Here is an 18,915-nt window from a genome sequence, read left to right on the forward strand (position 1 = left end):
AATCGAACTCTACGCCGACGCACCGAGCGCGGCATCGTCCGAAAGGACGATCGAGGCGTACTCATCCTGGCCGGGGAACGCTCTCCGAGTGGCCGATGACCACGGCGGCGCCGACGACGAGAGTGGAATGGTCGCCGCATCGGAGACAGGAAAGGCAACCGTCATGTTCGTCGCGTTACGCGATCTTCGCTTCGCCAAGGGGCGATTCATCCTCATCGGCTCCGTCGTCGCCCTCATCACCCTTCTCGTCGGGTTCCTCAGCGGCCTGACGGGTGGCCTCGCCATCCAGAACGTCTCTGGCGTGCTGGCGCTCCCCGCAGACCGCATCGTGTTCTCGGCCCCCTCGGGCGGAGACGATGCGGCGAGCTTCGCCGACTCCACGATCACCGAGCAGCAGGCGAACGACTGGGCGGCAACGTCCGGCGTGACCGACGCGCGCCCCCTTGGCATCAGTCAGACCCGCGCCGAGACCGACGACACCCGTGCTGCGATCGCGGTGTTCGGTGTCGAGCCCGGCTTCGACGCCGGTGCGCCCTCCGGGGACGGGCAGCTGCGCCTGTCGGTTCCCGCTGCGGATGCGCTCGGCGTGAAGGTCGGAGCGCAGATCGAGATCGCCGGCGTCTCCTACGACGTCGAGACGGTCGAGGGGGACGCGTGGTACAGCCATACGCCCGTCGTTCAGATGACCCTGCACGACTGGCAGGCCTACTCGGCATCCACGGGAAACCCCGATGCCTACGCCACGGTGCTCGCCGTCACGGGCGCCCCTGATTGGGATGCCGCGGATGCCGCGAACGACACGATCTCGGAGGCGACCCTCGGATCGCTGACGGCGCTGAGCGCCTTCCGCTCCGAGATCGGTTCCCTCCTGCTCATGGTGGCGATGCTCTTCGGCATCTCGGGACTCGTCATCGGGGCCTTCTTCACCGTGTGGACCATGCAGCGCAAGGGCGACGTCGCGGTCCTCAAGGCGCTCGGCGCGAGCACGCCGTCCCTGATCCGCGACGCGTTGGGTCAGGCGCTGATCGTGCTGGTGGTGGGCATCGGCATCGGTCTGGGGCTCGTCACCGTGCTCGGCCTGCTCGCCGGCACCGCCCTCCCGTTCCTGCTGAGCCCGATCACGACCCTCCTTCCTGGGGGCATCATGATCGCCCTCGGCCTCGCAGGCGCCGCCTTCGCCCTGCGCTCCGTCACCTCCGCCGACCCCCTCACCGCCCTCGGGAGCAACCGATGATCCGCCTGAACGACATCACCCTGACCTTCCCCGACGGCGACTCCCGGGTGACCGCCGTGGACGGCGTCTCCCTCACCGCCCATCCCGGAACCGTCACCGGCATCACGGGCCCCAGCGGCTCGGGCAAGTCGAGTCTGCTCGCCGTCGCCGGCACCCTTCTGCGTCCGGATTCGGGCGAGATCCTCATCGACGGGAGTGACGTCACGGCCCTCGACCCGGCCGAGGCCACGCGTCTTCGGCGGGACCGGATCGGGATCGTCTTCCAGCAGCCCAACCTCATCCCGTCGTTGACCGCCCGCGAGCAGCTGAGCGTCATGAACGAGCTCGGGGCGCCGCACAGCCGGCGCGATCGCGCCACGGCGGCAGCTCGCGCTGATGAACTGCTCGCCGCGGTCGGCCTCGCCGAGCACGGTCACAAGAGGCCGCACCAGCTCTCGGGCGGACAGCGTCAGCGAGTCAACATCGCACGAGCGCTGATGAACGATCCGAGTGTGCTCCTGGTCGACGAACCCACGAGTGCTCTCGATCAGGAACGCGGGGCCGCGATCATCGACCTCATCCTGCGGCTCACGGACGAACGGAACACCTCGACGCTGCTCGTCACGCATGATCTCGTTCACCTTCCGCGCATGCACGGGGTGCTGCACCTCGTCGACGGTCGTGTGGTCGACGACGCCGTTCCGATGCGCTGAGAGCCGACTACTCCCCGGAGCTCTGCTTGAACTGACGCTCCCAGTCGCGCAGCTCGCTGCGACCGATGAGCGAGTCGAGCGATACCTGGAACAGCAGTCCCTTGCGGGCGTTGACCTGCTTGATGTTGTCGACGATCTGGGTGGTCACCGACGACAGCGCCTCGCGCACCTCGGCGATGCGCTCGTCGGGGGCATCCCACAGGTCGGGCCGGGTGAGCAGGTCGAGCAGATAGTCGCGGTCGAGGGCGGCGACCAGACGAGCGAGCTTGTCGGAGTACTCGGCTTCGGCCAGCACGCTCTGATCCTCGCCTGCCTTGGCATCGAGACGGATGAACAGCTGCTCGACGTGCGAGGCGAGGGCGTCGATCCCCGCCGCCGTCTCGGCCGCCACCGGGCTGCCCGGCACGGCGGCGTAGTCGGCGCGGAGTTCACGAAGACGGTTCACTCGCAGACGGATGCCGGCGGGCACCGGATCCGTCGAGACCGCAGGCCTGCGTCGACGACGCGCGAGCAGGCCGGCAGCGGTCACGGCGGCTGCCACGAGAACCACGCCTCCGATCACCAGCGGGATCACCGGCCCGGCGACACCGGAGTCAGACCCCGATGAGGTCGGGGTCTCGGCTGAGATCTCCTGCACCGTTTCGACGAGCTTGTCTGGGAGATTCGCCCCTGACGACTCGTTCTCGTTCGCGATGCGCAGGGCGTCATCGCTGGGAATCGCCGCTGAGGCCGCCTGCAGATCGTCGCCGACGGCGAGGATCACGGTCTCGTGGTCGCCCGCGGCAGTCAGCCGCTCGAGGATGTAGCTGCTGTAGGGCGTGGTCTTGTCGGCCTCTGCCGGCAGCACGACCACCGCGATCGATCCGTCACCGGGAACCACCCCCGCGAGGGCGTCGGTCAGCGCCTGTCCGCCCGACACGTCGGGGTCGACGTAGATGTTCTGACCGGATATGCCTGCGACGGCATCCTCGAGCCATGGGTTGTTCGACGAGGAGAGATACGGCATCGCGAGACCTCAGAAGTTGTTGATCACGGAGGCGAAGACGAGGTCGATGCGCTCGGCATCCGAGGCGTCGAAGAGCTGTCCGCCGGTCACATCCGCGATCCGCTGCAGTGCCGAGGTGTCAGCACCCTCTCCATACGCGATCGGGAATATACGCACGGGAGCGTCATCTCCGCCCTCCTTCGTGCTCTTGCCGATCTTGGCGATGAGCGAGTCGAGCGAGGTGCTCGAGTCGGTGTCCTCGCCGTCCGAGAGCACCACGACCGCGTTGATGCGACCGGGTTCAGCCCGCTCGCTCATCGCCTCGTACGCGAGCAGGATCGAGTCGTAGAGCGGAGTGCCGTTGCGCTGCGCGTAGCGCAGGTCATCGAGCGACGAGTCGAGCTTCTCGCCGTCCGAGCCGAGCGCGCTCACGTCGCGGAGCACCTGGATGCCCTCACCCTCGTCGGAGGAGATGCCGGTCGTGAACGCCCAGACGCCGATCTCATCGGTGGAGCGGAAGTGGTTCAGCGTCGACTGCGCACCCTCGATCGCTCCGTCGAGGCGCGAGCGTCCGTCGCCGATCGGGTCGTCCATGGACCCTGAGATGTCGATGAGCTCGAGCACCGACGAGGGCTTGCGCACCTGCGTCCACTGGTCGATCGCCGTCGAGATCACGTCGACCTCGGGCTTCGGCAGTGTCACGGCGGGCTGAGCGGGATCGACTCCGTACTTCGGGGTGAACAGGTCGCCCAGCGGCACCGATTCGTCGAGCGGGCGGAAGCCGTACTCGGGCAGGATCTTCTGCGCCGCGGTCGTCTGCACGAACTCGGCGAAGGCCTCCCCGGCCGTGCGCTGCTCGGCCGTCACCCAATCGGCCCCGAGCACGGTGATCGGGTTGTCCGACCACATGGAGCCACCTTCGGGATAGACGGCGACGAGCTTGGTCTTCGGCGGCGTCAGGGTCTCGCCCGGCTGCACGGTGTGCGAGTCGGGGTTGCCCTGGTTGTAGTTCAGCAGCGAGGTCTCCTCCAGCGCCACGGCCGAGACGTAGGCCGAGCCGTTGGAGCCGTTCTGCGTCTCGTCATAGAGCGTCGAGAGCACGTTTCCGGTGGTGTCGCCGTAGTGGATGACGCACTCCTCGAACACCCGCGAGAAGTCCGCCGCGGCCTCGACATCGGCCGAGGTGAGTCCCTCGAGCTTGCCGGTCGCCTCGTACGACTGCATCAGGATGGTCGAGAGCCCGGTGGTCGAGGTGTTGGGGTTGGTCTTCGAGATCTTGAAGGCACCCCAGATGTCCTTACCGACGCTGCCCCACCCCGCGGGGTCCTGGCAGAGGGTCTCGAGGTCGGTGATGCTGATGGGGGTGTTCGGCCAGCCGAGGGCCGTGGCCATCGGCTCGGGCATGCCGAACACGACGGGCGTGCGCGTGAACGACTTCGGTTCGCCCACGAGGCTGGGTGATGCGGCGGCCGCCACGCGATCGGTCCAGACGGTGGATGCCGGAGACCACAGGGTGGGCCAGAGCGACGTGTCGTCGCTCGGCCAGTCTTCGCCGGAGGTCAGGAAGCGCGTCGCGTTGCCGGACGACACGTTGGTCGGGCGCACCGTGGCGCACGTCTCGAGCCCCTCGTGCTCAGGTGAATCCTTGAACGCCTCGGCCAGCTCGTCGAGCATGTTGACCTTCTCAGACGAGGTGGCGACCGCGATGTGGGTGCAGCCGTCGTCGGGGAATCCCTGGCCGCCGTCGCTCGTCGTGCCCTGTTCGCCTCCACCGCCGGTGCACGCGGTGAGCGCCAGGGCGACGATCGCCGCCATGGCGAGGGCTGCGGGTGTCCGACGTGCGTTGCGAGGCGCGCTCATGGGCTTAGGGTACCCAGGTATCGGCCTCCCGATGACGTATCGATCCGATCCCGTGACCGCGGAGTACGCTCGCTGGTGTGGGGCGGATCACGACGCGGAGACCGATTCTGAAGCTCACCCTCGGCGAGGGTGCGAGCCGTCGCGCCGACACGCTGGCCGTCGAGGAGCCGCTGGAGATCCGCGTCGCGGGCTCGCCGCTCGCTGTCACGATGCGCACTCCAGGGCACGACGTCGAGCTGGCGGCCGGGTTCCTCGTGTCCGAGGGGATCATCGCCGAGGGCGCCGAGTTCCACTCGGCGATCCACTGCGGCGGCCCGGGCACGGGTGGCCAGGAGAACACGTACAACGTCCTCGACATCAGCCTGGCTCGCGGCGTGGCGCTTCCCGACCCCGATGCTGCCCGACGCTTCTACACCACCAGTTCGTGCGGCGTCTGCGGCAAGGCCAGCATCGACGCGGTGCGCACGGTGTCTCGCCATCCGGTCGACCAGGATGACGTGCAGGTCGATGCCGAGCAGATCGCCGCGCTTCCGGATCGACTGCGTGCGGAGCAGGCAGCATTCGACAAGACGGGCGGTCTGCACGCAGCGGCGTTGTTCGACGCCGACTCCGGTGAACTGCTCGTGCTGCGCGAAGACGTCGGGCGTCACAACGCGGTCGACAAGGTCGTCGGCTGGGCGCTGCTGAACGACCGGCTGCCACTGCGCCGGCAGATCCTCCAGGTCTCCGGTCGGGCCAGCTTCGAGCTCGTGCAGAAGGCCGCGATGGCCGGAATCCCTGTGCTCAGTGCCGTCTCGGCGCCCTCGTCTCTGGCAGCGGAGCTCGCCGAGGAGTCAGGGGTGACGCTCGCCGGATTCGTCCGCGGACGATCGATGAACATCTACTCGCACGCGCATCGAGTGCGCATCGACGGCCACGCGTCGTCTGCTTACGCCGAAGAAGGGGCACAGCATGCTCGATGACCGGGGAACAGCCGGAACAGCGGGAACCGCCGGAACGGCCTTCGGGCTGATGCCCGCCGAGCCGCGTCAGGGCGGCTACGGTCCGCGCACCGATCGGCCCTGGTCGCGCAAGCCGTACGGTCACCCCGCCGCCGGCTGGGGCGCGGCGGTGTCGGTGGGTCGAGTCGTGCTGAGGGAGAGCGAGCCGATCGCCGGTCCCCTCGCGATGCTGCAGATGAACCACGCGGTCTCGGGCTACGACTGCCCCGGATGCGCGTGGCCGGACGACCCCGGCAATCTGAAGCTCGACATCTGCGAGAACGGCATCAAGCACGTCACCTGGGAGATGACGCGCAAGCGGGTGGATCGTCGGTTCTTCGCCGAGCACACCGTCACGGAGCTCGCGACCTGGCCCGACTTCGATCTCGAAGACCAGGGGCGCCTGACCGAGCCGATGGTCTACGACGCGGCGACTGATCACTACGTGCCGATCTCGTGGGACGACGCGTTCGCGCTCGTCGGCGACGAGCTGCAGGCACTGGACAGCCCCGATGAGGCGTCGTTCTACACCTCCGGGCGGCTCAGCAACGAGGCCACGTTCCTCTACCAGCTGATGGTGCGCGAGTACGGCACGAACAACCTGCCCGACTGCTCGAACATGTGCCACGAGGCCTCCGGTCGCGCGCTCAAAGCGTCGATCGCCACCGGCAAGGGCACGGTCGACCTTCACGACTGGGACGACTGCGACGCGCTCTTCGTGCTCGGCGTGAACGCGGCCTCCAATGCTCCGCGCATGCTCACCGCGCTGGCGGATGCCGTGACGCGCGGCGCCCAGGTCGTGCACGTCAACCCGCTCGTCGAGGCTGCCGCCACCCGCACCATCGTGCCGCACGACTTCGTCGACATGGCGCGGTTCAAGGCCACGGGGACGAGCACCATGAACCTGCAGGTGCGTCCTGGAGGCGACCTCGCTCTCATCAGAGGCATGTCGAAGGTCGTCTTCGAGGCCGCCGCCACCGACCCGTCGGTGCTCGACACCGGGTTCCTCAGCACCCTCACGAACGGGGTCGAGGCGTACCGCGCGCTGGTCGACGCCACCTCGTGGGACGACCTGGTCGCGCAGTCGGGCCTCAGTGAGGAGCAGATCCGAGAGGCTGCCGCGGTCTACCTGGCGTCGGAGCGCACGATCATCAGCTGGTGCCTCGGCGTGAGCCAGCACGAGCACGGCGTCGACACCGTGCGCGAGATCGTCAACCTGCTGCTGCTGCGCGGCAACATCGGGCGCAAAGGCGCCGGTCCCTCACCCATCCGCGGGCACAGCAACGTGCAGGGCAACCGCACCTGCGGAATCGACCACCACCCCACGGACGCCTGGCTCGACCGTCTCGCCGACGCCTGCCGCATCGATCCGCCGCGGCATCCGGGACTCGACACCGTGCGGACGATCGAGGCCATGCATGACGGACGCGTGAAGGTGTTCGTCGGCATGGGCGGCAACTTCGTGCTCGCGGCTCCCGACACCCCGTTCACGGCGCAGGGGCTCGAGAAGTGCCGCCTGACGGTGCAGGTGAGCACCAAGCTCAACCGCAGTCACCTCGTGCACGGCGAGAAGGCGCTGATTCTGCCCTGCCTCGGTCGCACCGAGCGCGACCAGCAGGCTCAGGGCCCGCAGGGCGTCACGGTCGAGGATGCGATGAGCATGGTGCACCTCTCGATGGGGCGCAAGCAGCCGGCATCCGCGTATCTGAGGTCGGAGCCGGCGATCATCGCCGGGATGGCCAAGGCGACGCTGCCCCACACGGCCACGCCCTGGGATTGGTATGTCGGCGACTACGACAACATCCGCGATGTCATGGCGAAGGTGCTGCCCGGGTTCGAGGGGTTCAACGAGCTGATCCGCGACAGGCACGGATTCCGGATCCCCCAGCCGGCGCGGGAGCGGGTGTTCGAGACCCCGTCGGGTCGTGCCGAGTTCTCGCACGCGCCGCTGCCGAACGTCATCCCCGAGTCGTCCGAGACCCTGGTGCTGCAGACCATGCGCTCGCATGACCAGTGGAACACCACGATCTACTCGAACGACGACCGCTACCGGGGCGTGAAGAACCTGCGAGAGCTCGTGTTCCTGCATGAGGACGACATGCGCGACCGCGGTCTCGTCGAGGGCGACCTCGTCGACATCGTGTCGACCTCGAAGGACGGATCGACGCGGATGCTGACCGCGTTCCGTGCCGTGCCCTACGACCTGCCGCGCGGCAGCGCCGCCGGCTACATGCCCGAGATGAACGTGCTGATCGGACGCAAGGACTTCAGCGTGCAGAGCGACCAGCCGCTGATGAAGAGCATCCAGGTGACGGTCTCGCGCACCGGTTCGTGACCGCGCTCGCCGCGGGCTGATCCCGGTCCGGTGAATCCCGCCGTGGGTCAGGCGCCGCTGTCGGGGGTGGTCGCGAGCAGCGCCGGCTCCTCGGACCTGAAGTCGATCGACGCGACGTGCATCTGTCGCTCGGAGTGATCGGCATTCCATGCGTGGAACGCGATGCGGTCGCCCCCGTCGGGCCCGACGACGAGCGAGTTGTGGCCAGGGCCGATCAGCGAGGCACCCGACGAGAGAAGGGGAGGCGCCGTCGGCGGTGCGGCGACCCACGGGCCGAGCGGACTCGCTGACGACGCCCAGGACACCGCGTAGCCGGGGCCCGTCCATGCGCCGCCGGAGAACGTCATCCAGTACCTGCCCTGCCTGCGCACCACCGCGGGTCCTTCGAGCGTGTGCCAGTCGAACGTCCCGCCGTACATCGGGCGTTCTCTTTCGTAGATCTGCCAATCGGCGTAGGGCTCGAGCACGGCCTGCGTGTCGGCGAGCTGCGCCGGCGCGGGCAGGCGGGCGACAGCGAGATGCGTGCCGGGTCGCTCCGCATCGAGCACGTCACGCGCGAAGTACAGGTACCACTCCCCGTCCGCGTCTTGGAACGGGTGCGGATCGATCGCGAAGGTCTCGTGAGGGGTGAGATCGACACCCAGATCGTGGAATGGACCCGTCGGCTCGGCCGCGCGGGCGACGCGCAGGTGATGACCGCTGATGCCGTGCCCGACGGAGTAGTACATCCACCACGAGCCGTCGCGGAAGCAGACCTCCGGGGCCCAGTACTCGTCTCCCATCTCGGAGTCGAGCCGCATCAGTGCCAGACCGGCACTGCGCCACGTCTCGAGATCGTGTGAGAGCAGGACCTCGAAGACCTCCTCGGTCGACCTCGCCGTCGGGTTGGTCCCGTACGCCGCGTAGGTGTCGTCGGGCAGACGCAGCACGAAGGGGTCGGCGAAGTAGCCGGGATGCACGGGGCGATGCCCGGCACCGCCGGCCCGCCCCCGGACGCTCACTCCCACGGCTGGGATCCTCTCGGACCGACCATGATCGCGCGCAGCTCGTCCACGGGGAGCTTGGGGACCCGGTCGGCGCCGACGAGGCCGTTGGTCTCCTGCAGGGTGTCGGTGAGCTGCGTATAGCAGTACCCGGCGAGGGCGGTGCTGTCGTGGATGCCGGCCATCAGCGAGCTCAGTCGGTCACGGAAGTCGCTGTCGGAGCTGGCGCTCGTATAGCCCCAGGCATGGTCGGTGCGGTGCACGTCGAACGAGATGCCGCCGAACTCCGTGAGCATCACCGGCGCGTCGTCGACCTCGCCTGTGAGCACGAGTCGTCTGCCCGCGGGCCCGACGCCGGTGATCATCTCGTCGACAGCGGCGCGGTCCTTGTATCGGGCGCCCATCACCTCGCCGTCGCCCTCGTAGTCGTGGATGGCCACGATGTCGGTCTCGGCCTGCTCCCACCCGTCGTTCGATACGACAGGGCGAGTCGGGTCGAGGGCTTTCGTCAGGTGCACGAGCGCCAGAGCGTGGTGCAGCATGCGGCTGTCGTGCGCGATGTGCTGCACGCCCCAGCTCTCGTTCAGCGGCACCCAGGTGACGATGGAGGGATGCGAGACGTCGCGGTGGACGACCTCCAGCCACTCGCGCACCGTGCGCTCGACGGCCGTCGGTGTGAAGGAGAAGACGGCGGGCGCCTCTGCCCAGATCATGAGCCCGAGCCGGTCGGCCCAGAAGAGGAAACGCGGATCCTCGAACTTCTGGTGCACCCGGGCGGCGTTGAACCCGAGTTCCTTGATGAGCTCCACCTCTTGGCGCAGGGCGTGCGCCGACGGGGCGGCGAGATGGGTGTCCGGCCAATATCCCTGACTGAGGACGGAACGGACGAACCGCGGCTTGTCGTTGAGCAGGAAGCAGCGCCGATCGACGCTCGTCGAACGAAGCCCGAGGTACGACGACACGGTGTCCAGGGGTGCCCCGTCATCCGATGTCCGGATGACGGCGTCGATGAGCCGCGGGTTCTCCGGCGACCACACCAGCTCTTCGTACGCTTGTCCGTTCGCCTGGCTCGGAATCGGGATGTCGATCTCGATCTCGGATTCGCGAGCGAGAGTCGAGGCGCGTGCCAGCAGGGTGTCACCATGACGCAGTTCGACGTCGACCACGCACTCGGATGCCGGCGTGGTGGTCAGACCGATGCGCGCGTGCACGCGTCCTGACGGCAGATCCGCGCGCCAGTGGATCCACTCGATCGCCGGGCCGGCGGGTACGGATTCGAGCCAGACGGGCTGCCAGATTCCGCTCGTCCGGTGGTACCAGATCGCATGGGGCTCGTCACGCCAGTCCTGCTTGCCGCGGGGCTGGGCGACATCCGTCGCCCGGTCCTCGACCCGCACCACGACATGGCCCCCGCCGTCTCGCTCGAGAGCGTCGGTGATGTCGACCGCGAACGGCGTGTGCCCGCCCTCGTGTGAGCCGACTCGCTGCCCGTCGACCCAGACGATGGCGCGGTAGTCGACTGCCCCGAAGCGGAGGATCAGTCGGCGCCCGTCACCATGGCCGGCGGCCAGCACCTCGTCGTGCGTGAGGGCGCGGTGGTACCACAGCGCCGTGTGCGGACGGGGGTCACCGATTCCCGACGCCGACGACTCGGGCGGGAAGGGCACCACGATCGACGCGTCGAAGGAGGGATTCGCGAACCACTTCTCGCGGATGCCGCGGTCGTCGTCGTCGACGGCGAAGCCCCATCGGCCGGTCAGGTCGCTCCACTCGCTCCGGACCAGCTGAGGGCGCGGGTAGGTTCCGTCCCCCTGGCTCGCGATGGGCGGGAGTGGCGGATCGATTCTCAGCATGCAGTCCAGCATGCATGATTTATGCAGCGCTGTAAACCACGCGGAATCCGAGTCCGCGGGCGACACTCATCCCGATCACCGAGGGGACGGCGCGCTCTCGCGGACGGCCAGCCGGTAGCCGACCAGCTCGTGGCGTCCGGCCTCGGAGAACCCGGAGATCCGCTCGATGAGCAACTCGACGGCGCGGCGGGCGAGCTCGTGCAGATCGGGAGCGATGGTGGTGAGGCTCGGGAAGGTCACCCGGCTCAACTCGATGTCGTCCCAGCCGGTGACGGCGACGTCGTCGGGAATGCGGCGGCCGCGCTCGTGCAGCGCGCGCAGGGCGCCGATCGCGGCGAGGTCGTCGCGGCAGACGAGCCCGTCGAAGTCCGCTCCGGCGTCGAGCGCGCCCCCGACGCCCTCGACCGCTCCGGACGGCGAGATCTCGCGGCTGGGGAAGAGGAGGAGGGGGTCGGGCCGAAGGCCCGCATCCTCCAGGGCCTGCTGATAGCCAGCGATGCGCTGCAGGGAGGTCGACGACATCTCCTGCGTCTCGTGGCCGGCGAAGCCGATCCGCCGTCTCCCCAGCGACACCAGGTGCGCCGTGGCGGTGCGAGCGGCTTCGAAGTTGTCGATCATGACGCGATCCACGGGGAGGGGTGCTGCCCCTTCTCCGAGGATCACCATCGGCAGGTCGCTGCGGTGGCGCGAGATCTCGGCCGACGACATCGCGGACGGCTGGAACAGGATGCCGTCGACCATCCCGGACTCGGAGCTGGTGAGCACGGCGCGCTCGCCCTCCAACGTTCCGTCGGTCTCCTCGAGCAGCACCCGATAGCCCGCCTCGCCGGCCGCCGCCGAGACGGCGCGGGAGAGCTCGGCGAAGTACGGAAGGGCGACGTTCGCGAAGGCGAGGGCGAGAAGACCCGTCCGGCCGGTCGCGAGGCGTCTGCCCATGAGGTTGGGCCGGTAGTCCAGCTCGTCGATCGCGCGCTGCACGCGTTCGCGCGTCGATGCGCTCACGTGCTCGTATCCGCGCACCACATTCGACACGGTCTTCATCGAGACGCCGGCGAGCTCCGCGACATCCTGCAAGCGCACACCCATGCGGTCTCCAATTGGTCGCTACGTCGTCACCCGCGATACTACCTTGACAACAAAATTCCAGCGCTGTAAATTGCGAACACGGCTGGGTATCCGGTCATCCCGCTCCGGTGCGCCGGAGTCACTCAAAGGAGAGCAATCACATGAACAGTCCATGGGCTCGCCGAGCGATAGGTGCAGGCATCGCACTCGCCATCGGCATCACGGCATCAGGGTGCGCGGCGTCGGCCGGCACCGGTGGGGGCGGCGTCTCCGGCGACGGGGAGTACACCGGCCCCGATGTCGAGATCACCTTCTGGCACGGCTGGACGGGTGGAGCAGCCCCCAAGATCGTCCCCGAGCTCATCAAGGAGTTCAACGCGGAGCACGACAACATCACGGTGAAGGCCGTCCCGCAGGAGTGGGCGGACATCACGGCGAAGATGCCGCTCGCCATCAAGGCGGGCAAGGGGCCGGACGTCGCCGTGCTGCACGGAGACGACCTGGCCACGTATGCGGCGCAGAACCTGCTGCTCGACTCCGGCGAGATCATCGACGGGCTCGGATATGCGGCGGAGGACTTCCCGCCCACCGTCTTCGACAAGGGCAACTACCAGGACACCCAGTACGCGGTGCCGTGGAGCGTGACGCCGCTGGGCCTGTTCACCAACAAGTCGGTGCTCGCGAAGGCCGGCATCAGCGAGATCCCCACCGACGAGGCGTCGTATCTGGCCGCACTCGACGCGCTGAAGGGTGCGGGAGTCCAGGGCGAGTGGGTCGACGGCTACGTCTTCACCGGCACGTTCGAGTTCCAGAGCCTGATCTGGCAGTTCGGCGGAGACCTCTACAACGACGACGTCACCGAGGCCACGTTCAATTCAGAGGCGGGCGTGAAGGCCCTCACCTGGATGACCGACATGGTCGACAAGGGGTACAGCCCCGCGAACGTCGCACAGGACGGCAACATCAAGGCGCTCATCGCCGGCGACACCGCATTCAACTGGAACGGCGTCTGGCAGACGACGAACACCGCCTTCGACGACCTCGACTGGGCGCCGGCACCAGTGCCGCAGATCGGCGACGAGAAGGCCGTGTGGTCGAGCTCGACCCACTGGGTGTTCCCGGCCAACAAGGGCCAGGACGCGAACGAGACGGCGGCCGCATCGGTCTTCGTGAAGTGGATGAACGACAACTCCCTCGGATGGGCCGAGACCGGCGAGCTGCCTGCCGCGAACTCGGTGCGCGAAGACCCCGAGCTGCTCTCGACCTACCCCAACCTCGCCCCCTTCATGGAGCAGCTGGAGTACGCCCACTACGAGACGGTCTCGCCGGGGATCTCCGAGGTCAACGCGCAGATCACCCTCGCGCTGAACGAGGCCCTCACCGGCAAGAAGGATCCGAAGACCGCGCTCGACGACGCTGCGGCCAAGGCCGATCAGATCCTCGAGCAGAACCGGGCCAAGTACGGTGACTGAGACAGCCACCCTCGTCGCCCCCCAGCGCAGCAGCGCTGGGGGGCGACACCCGCGCAGACCTGCGGGCTCCGCATCCTCTCGGCGCAAGACGCTCACCGCGTATCTGTTCCTCGCTCCGTTCCTCGTGCTCTTCCTGACTTTCGTCGCCGGCCCAGGGATCTTCGGCATCTGGATGAGCCTCACCAACTGGAGCCCGTTCCGCGACGTGCAGGAGTTCGTCGGATTCCAGAACTACATCGATCTGTTCACCCCGGGCAACGTGCTCTCCAGCGACTTCTGGAAGTCGATGAGCGTCACCGGGATCTTCATCGTGATCAGCGTGCCGTTCCTCGTCGTCATCCCGCTTCTCGTGGCGATCCTGCTGAACCAGCGCATCCGCGCGGCCACGACGTTCCGCACGATCTTCTTCGCGCCGTATGTGCTCGGCGTCGCGGTCATCGGCGTGATCTGGGGCTACATCTTCGACACGCAGTCGGGCATCCTCAACCACCTGCTCGGCGTGGTCGGGCTCCCCTCGGACATCCCGTGGACGGTCGACGTCCCCTGGGTCTGGGTCTCCATCGTCGGCGTCACCGTCTGGTGGACCATGGGACTCAACACGATCATCTTCCTGGCCGGCCTCAAGGGCATCAACGGCGACCTCTATGAAGCGGCCGCGCTCGACGGCGCCGGAGCGATGCGGAAGTTCTCGAGCGTCACCCTTCCAGGACTCCGTCCGGTGATGACCTTCATCACCACGACCACGATCCTCGCGTCGGCGAACATGTTCGGCCAGTCCTACCTCCTCACGAAGGGCGGCCCGGGCACCGAGACGCGGACGGTGATCATGTACATCGCCGACCAGGGTCTCTCGCAGAACAACATGGCACCGGCTGCCGCCATGAGCTACATCCTGTTCCTCGCGCTCGCGATCGTCAGCGTGATCAATTTCCGGCTGCAGCGCGAACGAGTCGAGAAGGCATCATGACCACAGCACTGACCCGTCGCCCGTCCGCTCGCCGCACGTGGGGGCGCGTCGCCCTCTATGCCGCGCTCGTCGCACTGGCTCTCGTGATCGTCCTCCCGCTTCTGTGGATGCTGATCACGTCGTTCAAGACCGATGCCGATGCGATCAGATCGCCGTTCTCGCTGCCGGACCCGTTCTCGATCGAGGCCTACCAGAGCCTGCTCGGCTCGGGAGAGCAGCCGATCTTCCTCTGGCTCTGGAACAGCTTCGCCGCCGCGACCCTGCAGACCGTCCTGATCCTCGTGACGGCGTCGATGGGGGCGTATGCACTGGCTCGGCTCGAGTTCGCGGGCAAGAGGATCATCTTCGGCGTCATCATCGCGACGCTTCTCGTTCCTCCGGTGGTCTTCCTCATCCCGAACTACCTGATCGTGCAGAACCTCGGCTGGCTCGACACGATCTGGGCCATCACGGTGCCCGGTGCCGCCGGTGCCTTCGGAATCTTCTTCCTGCGACAGTTCTTCGTCGGGCTGCCGCCCGAGATCGAGGAGGCCGCCCGCATCGACGGTGCCGGCGACATCCGGATCTTCGTGCAGGTGGTGCTTCCGCTCGCTCGACCCGCGTTGGCGACTCTGGCGGTGCTGTCGTTCCTCGGCAACTGGAACGACTTCCTCTGGCCGGTGTACGTGCTGCTGAGCCCCGAGAACCTCACGTTGCAGCCGGGACTCAGCCAATTGCAGGGCGCCTACTCGACGCACTTCGCGATCGTCATGGCAGGAGCGGTGATCGCATCCGTCCCCGTCCTGATCCTCTTCGCGATCGCGCAGCGGCAGATCGTCGAATCCGTCGCCGGATCGGCGGTCAAGGGGTGACCCAGGTCGCGAAGAAGCTCGCGTCCACGGTCGCCGCGAGCATCATCCTCGCTCTGGGCGTCGGTGTCGTGGGATGCTCCGGCGAGGCCGAACCCGAGGCGACCGTGGAGCGGGCGCCGTTCCTCATCGATCAGGACTTCGCCGATCCCGACGTCGTCCACGGCGACGACGGGTACGTCGCCTTCGCCACCGAGAATCAGGGCGCGAACGTGCAGTTCGCCACCTCGACCGACCTGGTCACATGGGACGTCTCGACCGATGACGCGCTGCCGGTCCTTCCGGCATGGGCCAGCGCGGGGCGGACCTGGGCGCCGGACGTCTCGGAACGAGCCGACGGGAGCTTCGTGATGTACTTCTCGGCCGAGCACGCCGACTCCGGGAGGCAGTGCATCGGATCCGCCACCGCCGACTCGCTCACGGGTCCCTATGTCGCTGTCGGCGCGGAGCCGATGATCTGCCCGCTCGAAGAGGGCGGCGCGATCGACCCCGCCGCCTTCGTCGACGACGACGGGTCGCGGTTCCTCCTGTGGAAGAACGACGGCAACTGCTGCGAGCTCGACACGTGGATCCAGATCGCGCCCGTCTCCGCCGACGGCACCCAGCTGGCGGGACCGGCGACCCGATTGGTCATGCAGACCGAGGCCTGGGAAGGGCATCTGGTGGAGGCGCCGGTGCTGGTCGAGCGTGACGGCACCTACGTCCTGCTCTACTCGGCGAACGACTACGGCTCCGAGGACTACGCGATCGGCGCGGCGACGTCCCCGTCGCTGCTCGGACCCTACGAGAAGCTGCCGGACCCCGTCCTCTCCACCTCGTCCGCCGACGACCGCTACATCGGTCCGGGGGGTCAGGACGTCGTCTCCACACCCGACGGCGATGTGCTCGTCTTCCACGGATGGAACGACCTCTTCATCTACCGGGGTATCGCCGCCCTGCCGCTCGACTGGGAGGGTGACATGCCCTCCGTTCGGCTCTCGACCACCGACTGACGACGGCGAGCGGGCGCTCAGGCGTCGACGGTCACTGCCTGCAGAGCATGCACGACGGGCGCGAGCTCCGGCTGCGCGACCGCGTCTCCGAGAGCGCGTTCGAGCGTCTCATCGTGGATCGGATGCGCCTGTTCGTAGAGCGCCTGACCGGCGGCGGTGAGCTCGGTGTAGATGCCGCGGCGGTCATCGGCGCAGAGGATGCGGGTGAGCAGCCCGCGGTCTTCGAGACGGGTCACGAGTCTGGTCGTCGCGCTCGGGCTCAGCGCCGTCGCGCGGGCGAGCTGCTGCATCCGCATGTGCCAGCCGTCCTGCCTGCTGAGGGCGTCGAGCACCGTGTACTCGACGACCGAGAGGCCGACCGAGGCGCCGAGCGCCTTCTCGAGATCGGCCTCGATGATGCCGTGCAGTGCGGCGAGCGTGCGCCAGCCGCGCGCGCGGATCTCGACAGCGTCGTCTGAGATGCCCACAGTGACCTCCGAAGTAGTTGCTTGCGCTGGATAGTTGCGTATGCAATGATTATCCGTCGGACGCAATATCCCGCGTCTGCAACTACTTTAGCAGAGGACCACGGAGCACACCCATGCCACTCGGACTCATCGCACTCGCCATCGGCGCCTTCGGGATCGGACTCACGGAGTTCGTGATCATGGGCCTGCTCCCCGAGGTCGCGACCGACTTCGGCGTCACCGAGGCCACGGCCGGCTGGCTGATCTCGGGTTACGCGCTGAGCGTCGTCGTCGGCGCCCTCGGCCTCACCGCCGCCACCACGCGCCTGCCGCGCAAACCCGTGCTGCTCGGCCTCGTCGTGCTGTTCATCGTGGGCAACGCGATCACGGCCCTCGCCCCTGACTACTCGGTGGCCATGATCGGCCGCATCATCGCCGCCCTGTGCCACGGCGCGTTCTTCGGCATCGGATCGGTCGTCGCGGCCGAGCTCGTCGCGCCCGAGAAGAAGGCCAGGGCGATCGCGATCATGTTCACCGGCCTCACGGCGGCCAACGTGTTCGGCGTTCCCTTCGGCACGTTCCTCGGACAGCAGTTCGGCTGGCGCTCGACGTTCTGGGTGATCTCGGTCATCGGCGTCGTCGCCTTCGCCGGCATCGCGCTGCTCGTCACCGCCCCGAGGTCGGCCGGTGCGCAGGTGAGTCTGCGCAGCGAACTCCGTGCCTTCCGATCGGGTCAGGTGTGGCTCTCGCTCATCGTCACAGCCCTCGCGTTCGGCGGGATGTTCGGCGCCTTCACGTACATCGCCTACACGCTCACCGACGTCACCGGATTCGCCGACACCGCCGTGCCGTGGCTGCTCGTGCTGTTCGGCGTCGGGCTCGTGGCGGGCAACGGGATCGGCGGGCGCCTGGCCGACCGCTCGATCGACCGCACCCTCCTCATCTTCATCTCGGCCCTGGTGGTCGTGCTCGTGCTGTTCGGGTTCTTCGCCTGGTCGCAGCCCGTGACGACGGCGATCCTCGTGCTGATGGGCGCGTTCGGATTCGGCACGGTGCCCGCGTTGCAGAGCCGCATCATGCACTACGCCGGCGGAGCACCGACTCTCGCCTCCGGCGCCAACATCGGCGCGTTCAACGTCGGCAACGCCCTCGGCGCCTGGGCGGGGGGCCTCGGCATCTCGGCGGGGCTCGGCTACACCTCGCCCATCTGGATCGGCGCCGCGATCACGGCATCCGCTCTGATCGTCATGGTGATCGCCGTCGTCGCGGCCCGGCGGCCGTCGCCCGCAGCGACCGGCACCCTCCAGACCGTCGCCGCATGACCGCACACACCCGCAGACAGAACGAGAAGGAATCAGCAGTGAACACCCCCGCAATCCCCACAGTCACCCTGAACAACGGGATCGAGATGCCTCAGCTCGGCTACGGCGTCTTCCAGGTGCCGGATGCCGAGACGACGGATGCCGTGGCCGCGGCCCTCGACGCCGGATACCGCAGCATCGACACCGCAGCGGTCTACGGCAATGAGGCGGGCGTCGGGCGCGCGATCGCCGACTCGGGCATCGCGCGCGACGAGCTGTTCATCACGTCGAAGGTGTGGATCTCCGATCACGGATTCGATGCCACGCTGCGCGCCTACGACGCATCGCTCGAGCGACTGGGGCTCGAAAGCCTCGACCTGTACCTGATCCATTGGCCGACGCCGGCTCTGGCGACGTATCCCGACACCTGGCGCGCGCTCGAGCGTCTCTACGCTGACGGACGGGTGCGGGCGATCGGGGTCTCGAACTTCGAGCCGGAGCACCTCGAACGGCTCGTGTCCGAGGGCGGCGTCGTTCCCGCGGTCAACCAGGTCGAGCTGCACCCGGCGCTGCAGAACCGTGCGGTTGCGGCGGCGAATGCTCAGCGGGGGATCATCACCGAGGCGTGGAGCCCGCTCGCACAGGGCGCCGTTCTCGGCGACGGCTCGGTCATCGAGATCGCCGACCGCCACGGCAAGACCCCTGCGCAGATCGTGCTGCGGTGGCATCTGCAGCAGGGGCGAGTCGTGATCCCCAAGTCGGTGACCCCCGCCCGCATCGCGGAGAACCTCGACGTGTTCGGTTTCGAGCTCAGCGCCGACGAGCTCGCGGCCGTCGATCTCCTCGAGCGCGACGGACGCACCGGCCCGCACCCCGCCGAGTTCAACGGCTGACGCCACCGC

General features: G+C 68.0%; 16 protein-coding genes. 10 read left to right on the forward strand and 6 right to left on the reverse strand.

Annotation, left to right across the window (positions count from 1 at the left end):
- Positions 1-163: 163 nt before the first annotated feature.
- A complete protein-coding gene (locus AC04ME_RS01410) occupies positions 164-1,234 on the forward strand; it encodes an FtsX-like permease family protein (protein WP_475433981.1) in 1,071 nt (356 codons plus the stop codon).
- Positions 1,231-1,926 (forward strand): ABC transporter ATP-binding protein, encoded by a 696-nt coding sequence (locus tag AC04ME_RS01415; protein ID WP_475433185.1) that lies wholly within the window; start codon positions 1,231-1,233, stop codon positions 1,924-1,926. The genes AC04ME_RS01410 and AC04ME_RS01415 overlap by 4 nt, the downstream gene beginning before the upstream one ends.
- 7 nt (positions 1,927-1,933) lie before the next feature.
- On the opposite strand, the gene AC04ME_RS01420 is transcribed toward AC04ME_RS01415, so the two are convergent.
- Complete coding sequence (locus AC04ME_RS01420) at positions 1,934-2,932, reverse strand: hypothetical protein (protein WP_475433187.1); 999 nt, start codon at positions 2,930-2,932, stop codon at positions 1,934-1,936.
- A 9-nt stretch (positions 2,933-2,941) separates the two neighbouring features.
- Positions 2,942-4,771 (reverse strand): substrate-binding and vWA domain-containing protein, encoded by a 1,830-nt coding sequence (locus AC04ME_RS01425; protein WP_475433190.1) that lies wholly within the window; start codon positions 4,769-4,771, stop codon positions 2,942-2,944.
- A 77-nt stretch (positions 4,772-4,848) separates the two neighbouring features.
- Here AC04ME_RS01425 and fdhD point away from each other — a divergent pair, with 77 nt between their 5' ends.
- On the forward strand, positions 4,849-5,733 hold the full coding sequence (gene fdhD / locus AC04ME_RS01430) for a formate dehydrogenase accessory sulfurtransferase FdhD (RefSeq protein WP_475433193.1): 885 nt from the start codon (positions 4,849-4,851) through the stop codon (positions 5,731-5,733).
- Positions 5,723-8,086 carry an FdhF/YdeP family oxidoreductase gene (locus AC04ME_RS01435; protein WP_475433195.1) on the forward strand — a complete coding sequence of 788 codons (2,364 nt, stop codon included), beginning with the start codon at positions 5,723-5,725 and terminating at the stop codon, positions 8,084-8,086. Before fdhD ends, AC04ME_RS01435 begins: the two co-directional genes overlap by 11 nt.
- A 47-nt stretch (positions 8,087-8,133) precedes the next feature.
- Here the strand turns inward: AC04ME_RS01435 and AC04ME_RS01440 are convergent, their stop codons facing one another.
- From AC04ME_RS01440 to AC04ME_RS01450, 3 genes are all read right to left on the reverse strand, one after another.
- On the reverse strand, positions 8,134-9,093 hold the full coding sequence (locus AC04ME_RS01440; protein WP_475433198.1) for a glycoside hydrolase family 43 protein: 960 nt from the start codon (positions 9,091-9,093) through the stop codon (positions 8,134-8,136).
- Positions 9,084-10,922 carry a glycoside hydrolase family 2 protein gene (locus AC04ME_RS01445; protein WP_475433199.1) on the reverse strand — a complete coding sequence of 613 codons (1,839 nt, stop codon included), beginning with the start codon at positions 10,920-10,922 and terminating at the stop codon, positions 9,084-9,086. Before AC04ME_RS01445 ends, AC04ME_RS01440 begins: the two co-directional genes overlap by 10 nt.
- Before the next feature lie 75 nt (positions 10,923-10,997).
- Complete coding sequence (locus tag AC04ME_RS01450; RefSeq protein ID WP_475433200.1) at positions 10,998-12,008, reverse strand: LacI family DNA-binding transcriptional regulator; 1,011 nt, start codon at positions 12,006-12,008, stop codon at positions 10,998-11,000.
- A 140-nt stretch (positions 12,009-12,148) separates the two neighbouring features.
- On the opposite strand from AC04ME_RS01450, the gene AC04ME_RS01455 reads away from it, so the two are divergent.
- Genes AC04ME_RS01455 through AC04ME_RS01470 form a run of 4 tightly spaced genes read left to right on the forward strand, consistent with a single transcriptional unit; the run spans position 12,149 to position 16,266 of the window.
- Positions 12,149-13,459 (forward strand): ABC transporter substrate-binding protein, encoded by a 1,311-nt coding sequence (locus tag AC04ME_RS01455; RefSeq protein WP_042540959.1) that lies wholly within the window; start codon positions 12,149-12,151, stop codon positions 13,457-13,459.
- Positions 13,452-14,426: a carbohydrate ABC transporter permease gene (locus tag AC04ME_RS01460; RefSeq protein WP_079111908.1), complete on the forward strand. Its 975-nt coding sequence runs from the start codon at positions 13,452-13,454 to the stop codon at positions 14,424-14,426. Before AC04ME_RS01455 ends, AC04ME_RS01460 begins: the two co-directional genes overlap by 8 nt.
- Entirely contained in the window at positions 14,423-15,277 is an 855-nt protein-coding gene (locus tag AC04ME_RS01465; RefSeq protein WP_042540955.1) for a carbohydrate ABC transporter permease, read from the forward strand. Before AC04ME_RS01460 ends, AC04ME_RS01465 begins: the two co-directional genes overlap by 4 nt.
- Positions 15,274-16,266 (forward strand): glycoside hydrolase family 43 protein, encoded by a 993-nt coding sequence (locus AC04ME_RS01470; RefSeq protein WP_475433203.1) that lies wholly within the window; start codon positions 15,274-15,276, stop codon positions 16,264-16,266. Before AC04ME_RS01465 ends, AC04ME_RS01470 begins: the two co-directional genes overlap by 4 nt.
- 17 nt (positions 16,267-16,283) lie before the next feature.
- On the opposite strand, the gene AC04ME_RS01475 is transcribed toward AC04ME_RS01470, so the two are convergent.
- Positions 16,284-16,733: a MarR family winged helix-turn-helix transcriptional regulator gene (locus AC04ME_RS01475; RefSeq protein WP_042540951.1), complete on the reverse strand. Its 450-nt coding sequence runs from the start codon at positions 16,731-16,733 to the stop codon at positions 16,284-16,286.
- Positions 16,734-16,846: 113 nt separating this feature from the next.
- On the opposite strand from AC04ME_RS01475, the gene AC04ME_RS01480 reads away from it, so the two are divergent.
- Positions 16,847-18,034, forward strand: a complete 1,188-nt coding sequence (locus AC04ME_RS01480) for an MFS transporter (RefSeq protein WP_079111911.1) — start codon at positions 16,847-16,849, stop codon at positions 18,032-18,034.
- The gene (locus tag AC04ME_RS01485) at positions 18,031-18,906 is read left to right on the forward strand and encodes an aldo/keto reductase (protein ID WP_079111912.1); all 876 of its coding nucleotides are present in this window, start codon (positions 18,031-18,033) and stop codon (positions 18,904-18,906) included. The genes AC04ME_RS01480 and AC04ME_RS01485 overlap by 4 nt, the downstream gene beginning before the upstream one ends.
- Positions 18,907-18,915 lie beyond the last annotated feature (9 nt).

This window comes from Microbacterium sp. LjRoot205, from assembly GCF_056175745.1.

What these genes read in the sequence shown, in the direction of transcription:
- AC04ME_RS01485 (WP_079111912.1), top strand. Translation starts at nt 18,031, where the DNA reads ATGACCGCACACACCCGCAGACAGAACGAGAAGGAATCAGCAGTGAAC.
- AC04ME_RS01465 (WP_042540955.1), top strand. Translation starts at nt 14,423, where the DNA reads ATGACCACAGCACTGACCCGTCGCCCGTCCGCTCGCCGCACGTGGGGG.
- AC04ME_RS01415 (WP_475433185.1), top strand. Translation starts at nt 1,231, where the DNA reads ATGATCCGCCTGAACGACATCACCCTGACCTTCCCCGACGGCGACTCC.
- AC04ME_RS01455 (WP_042540959.1), top strand. Translation starts at nt 12,149, where the DNA reads ATGAACAGTCCATGGGCTCGCCGAGCGATAGGTGCAGGCATCGCACTC.
- AC04ME_RS01420 (WP_475433187.1), bottom strand. Translation starts at nt 2,932, where the DNA reads ATGCCGTATCTCTCCTCGTCGAACAACCCATGGCTCGAGGATGCCGTC.
- AC04ME_RS01450 (WP_475433200.1), bottom strand. Translation starts at nt 12,008, where the DNA reads ATGGGTGTGCGCTTGCAGGATGTCGCGGAGCTCGCCGGCGTCTCGATG.
- AC04ME_RS01480 (WP_079111911.1), top strand. Translation starts at nt 16,847, where the DNA reads ATGCCACTCGGACTCATCGCACTCGCCATCGGCGCCTTCGGGATCGGA.
- AC04ME_RS01445 (WP_475433199.1), bottom strand. Translation starts at nt 10,922, where the DNA reads ATGCTGAGAATCGATCCGCCACTCCCGCCCATCGCGAGCCAGGGGGAC.
- AC04ME_RS01425 (WP_475433190.1), bottom strand. Translation starts at nt 4,771, where the DNA reads ATGAGCGCGCCTCGCAACGCACGTCGGACACCCGCAGCCCTCGCCATG.
- AC04ME_RS01410 (WP_475433981.1), top strand. Translation starts at nt 164, where the DNA reads ATGTTCGTCGCGTTACGCGATCTTCGCTTCGCCAAGGGGCGATTCATC.
- AC04ME_RS01435 (WP_475433195.1), top strand. Translation starts at nt 5,723, where the DNA reads ATGCTCGATGACCGGGGAACAGCCGGAACAGCGGGAACCGCCGGAACG.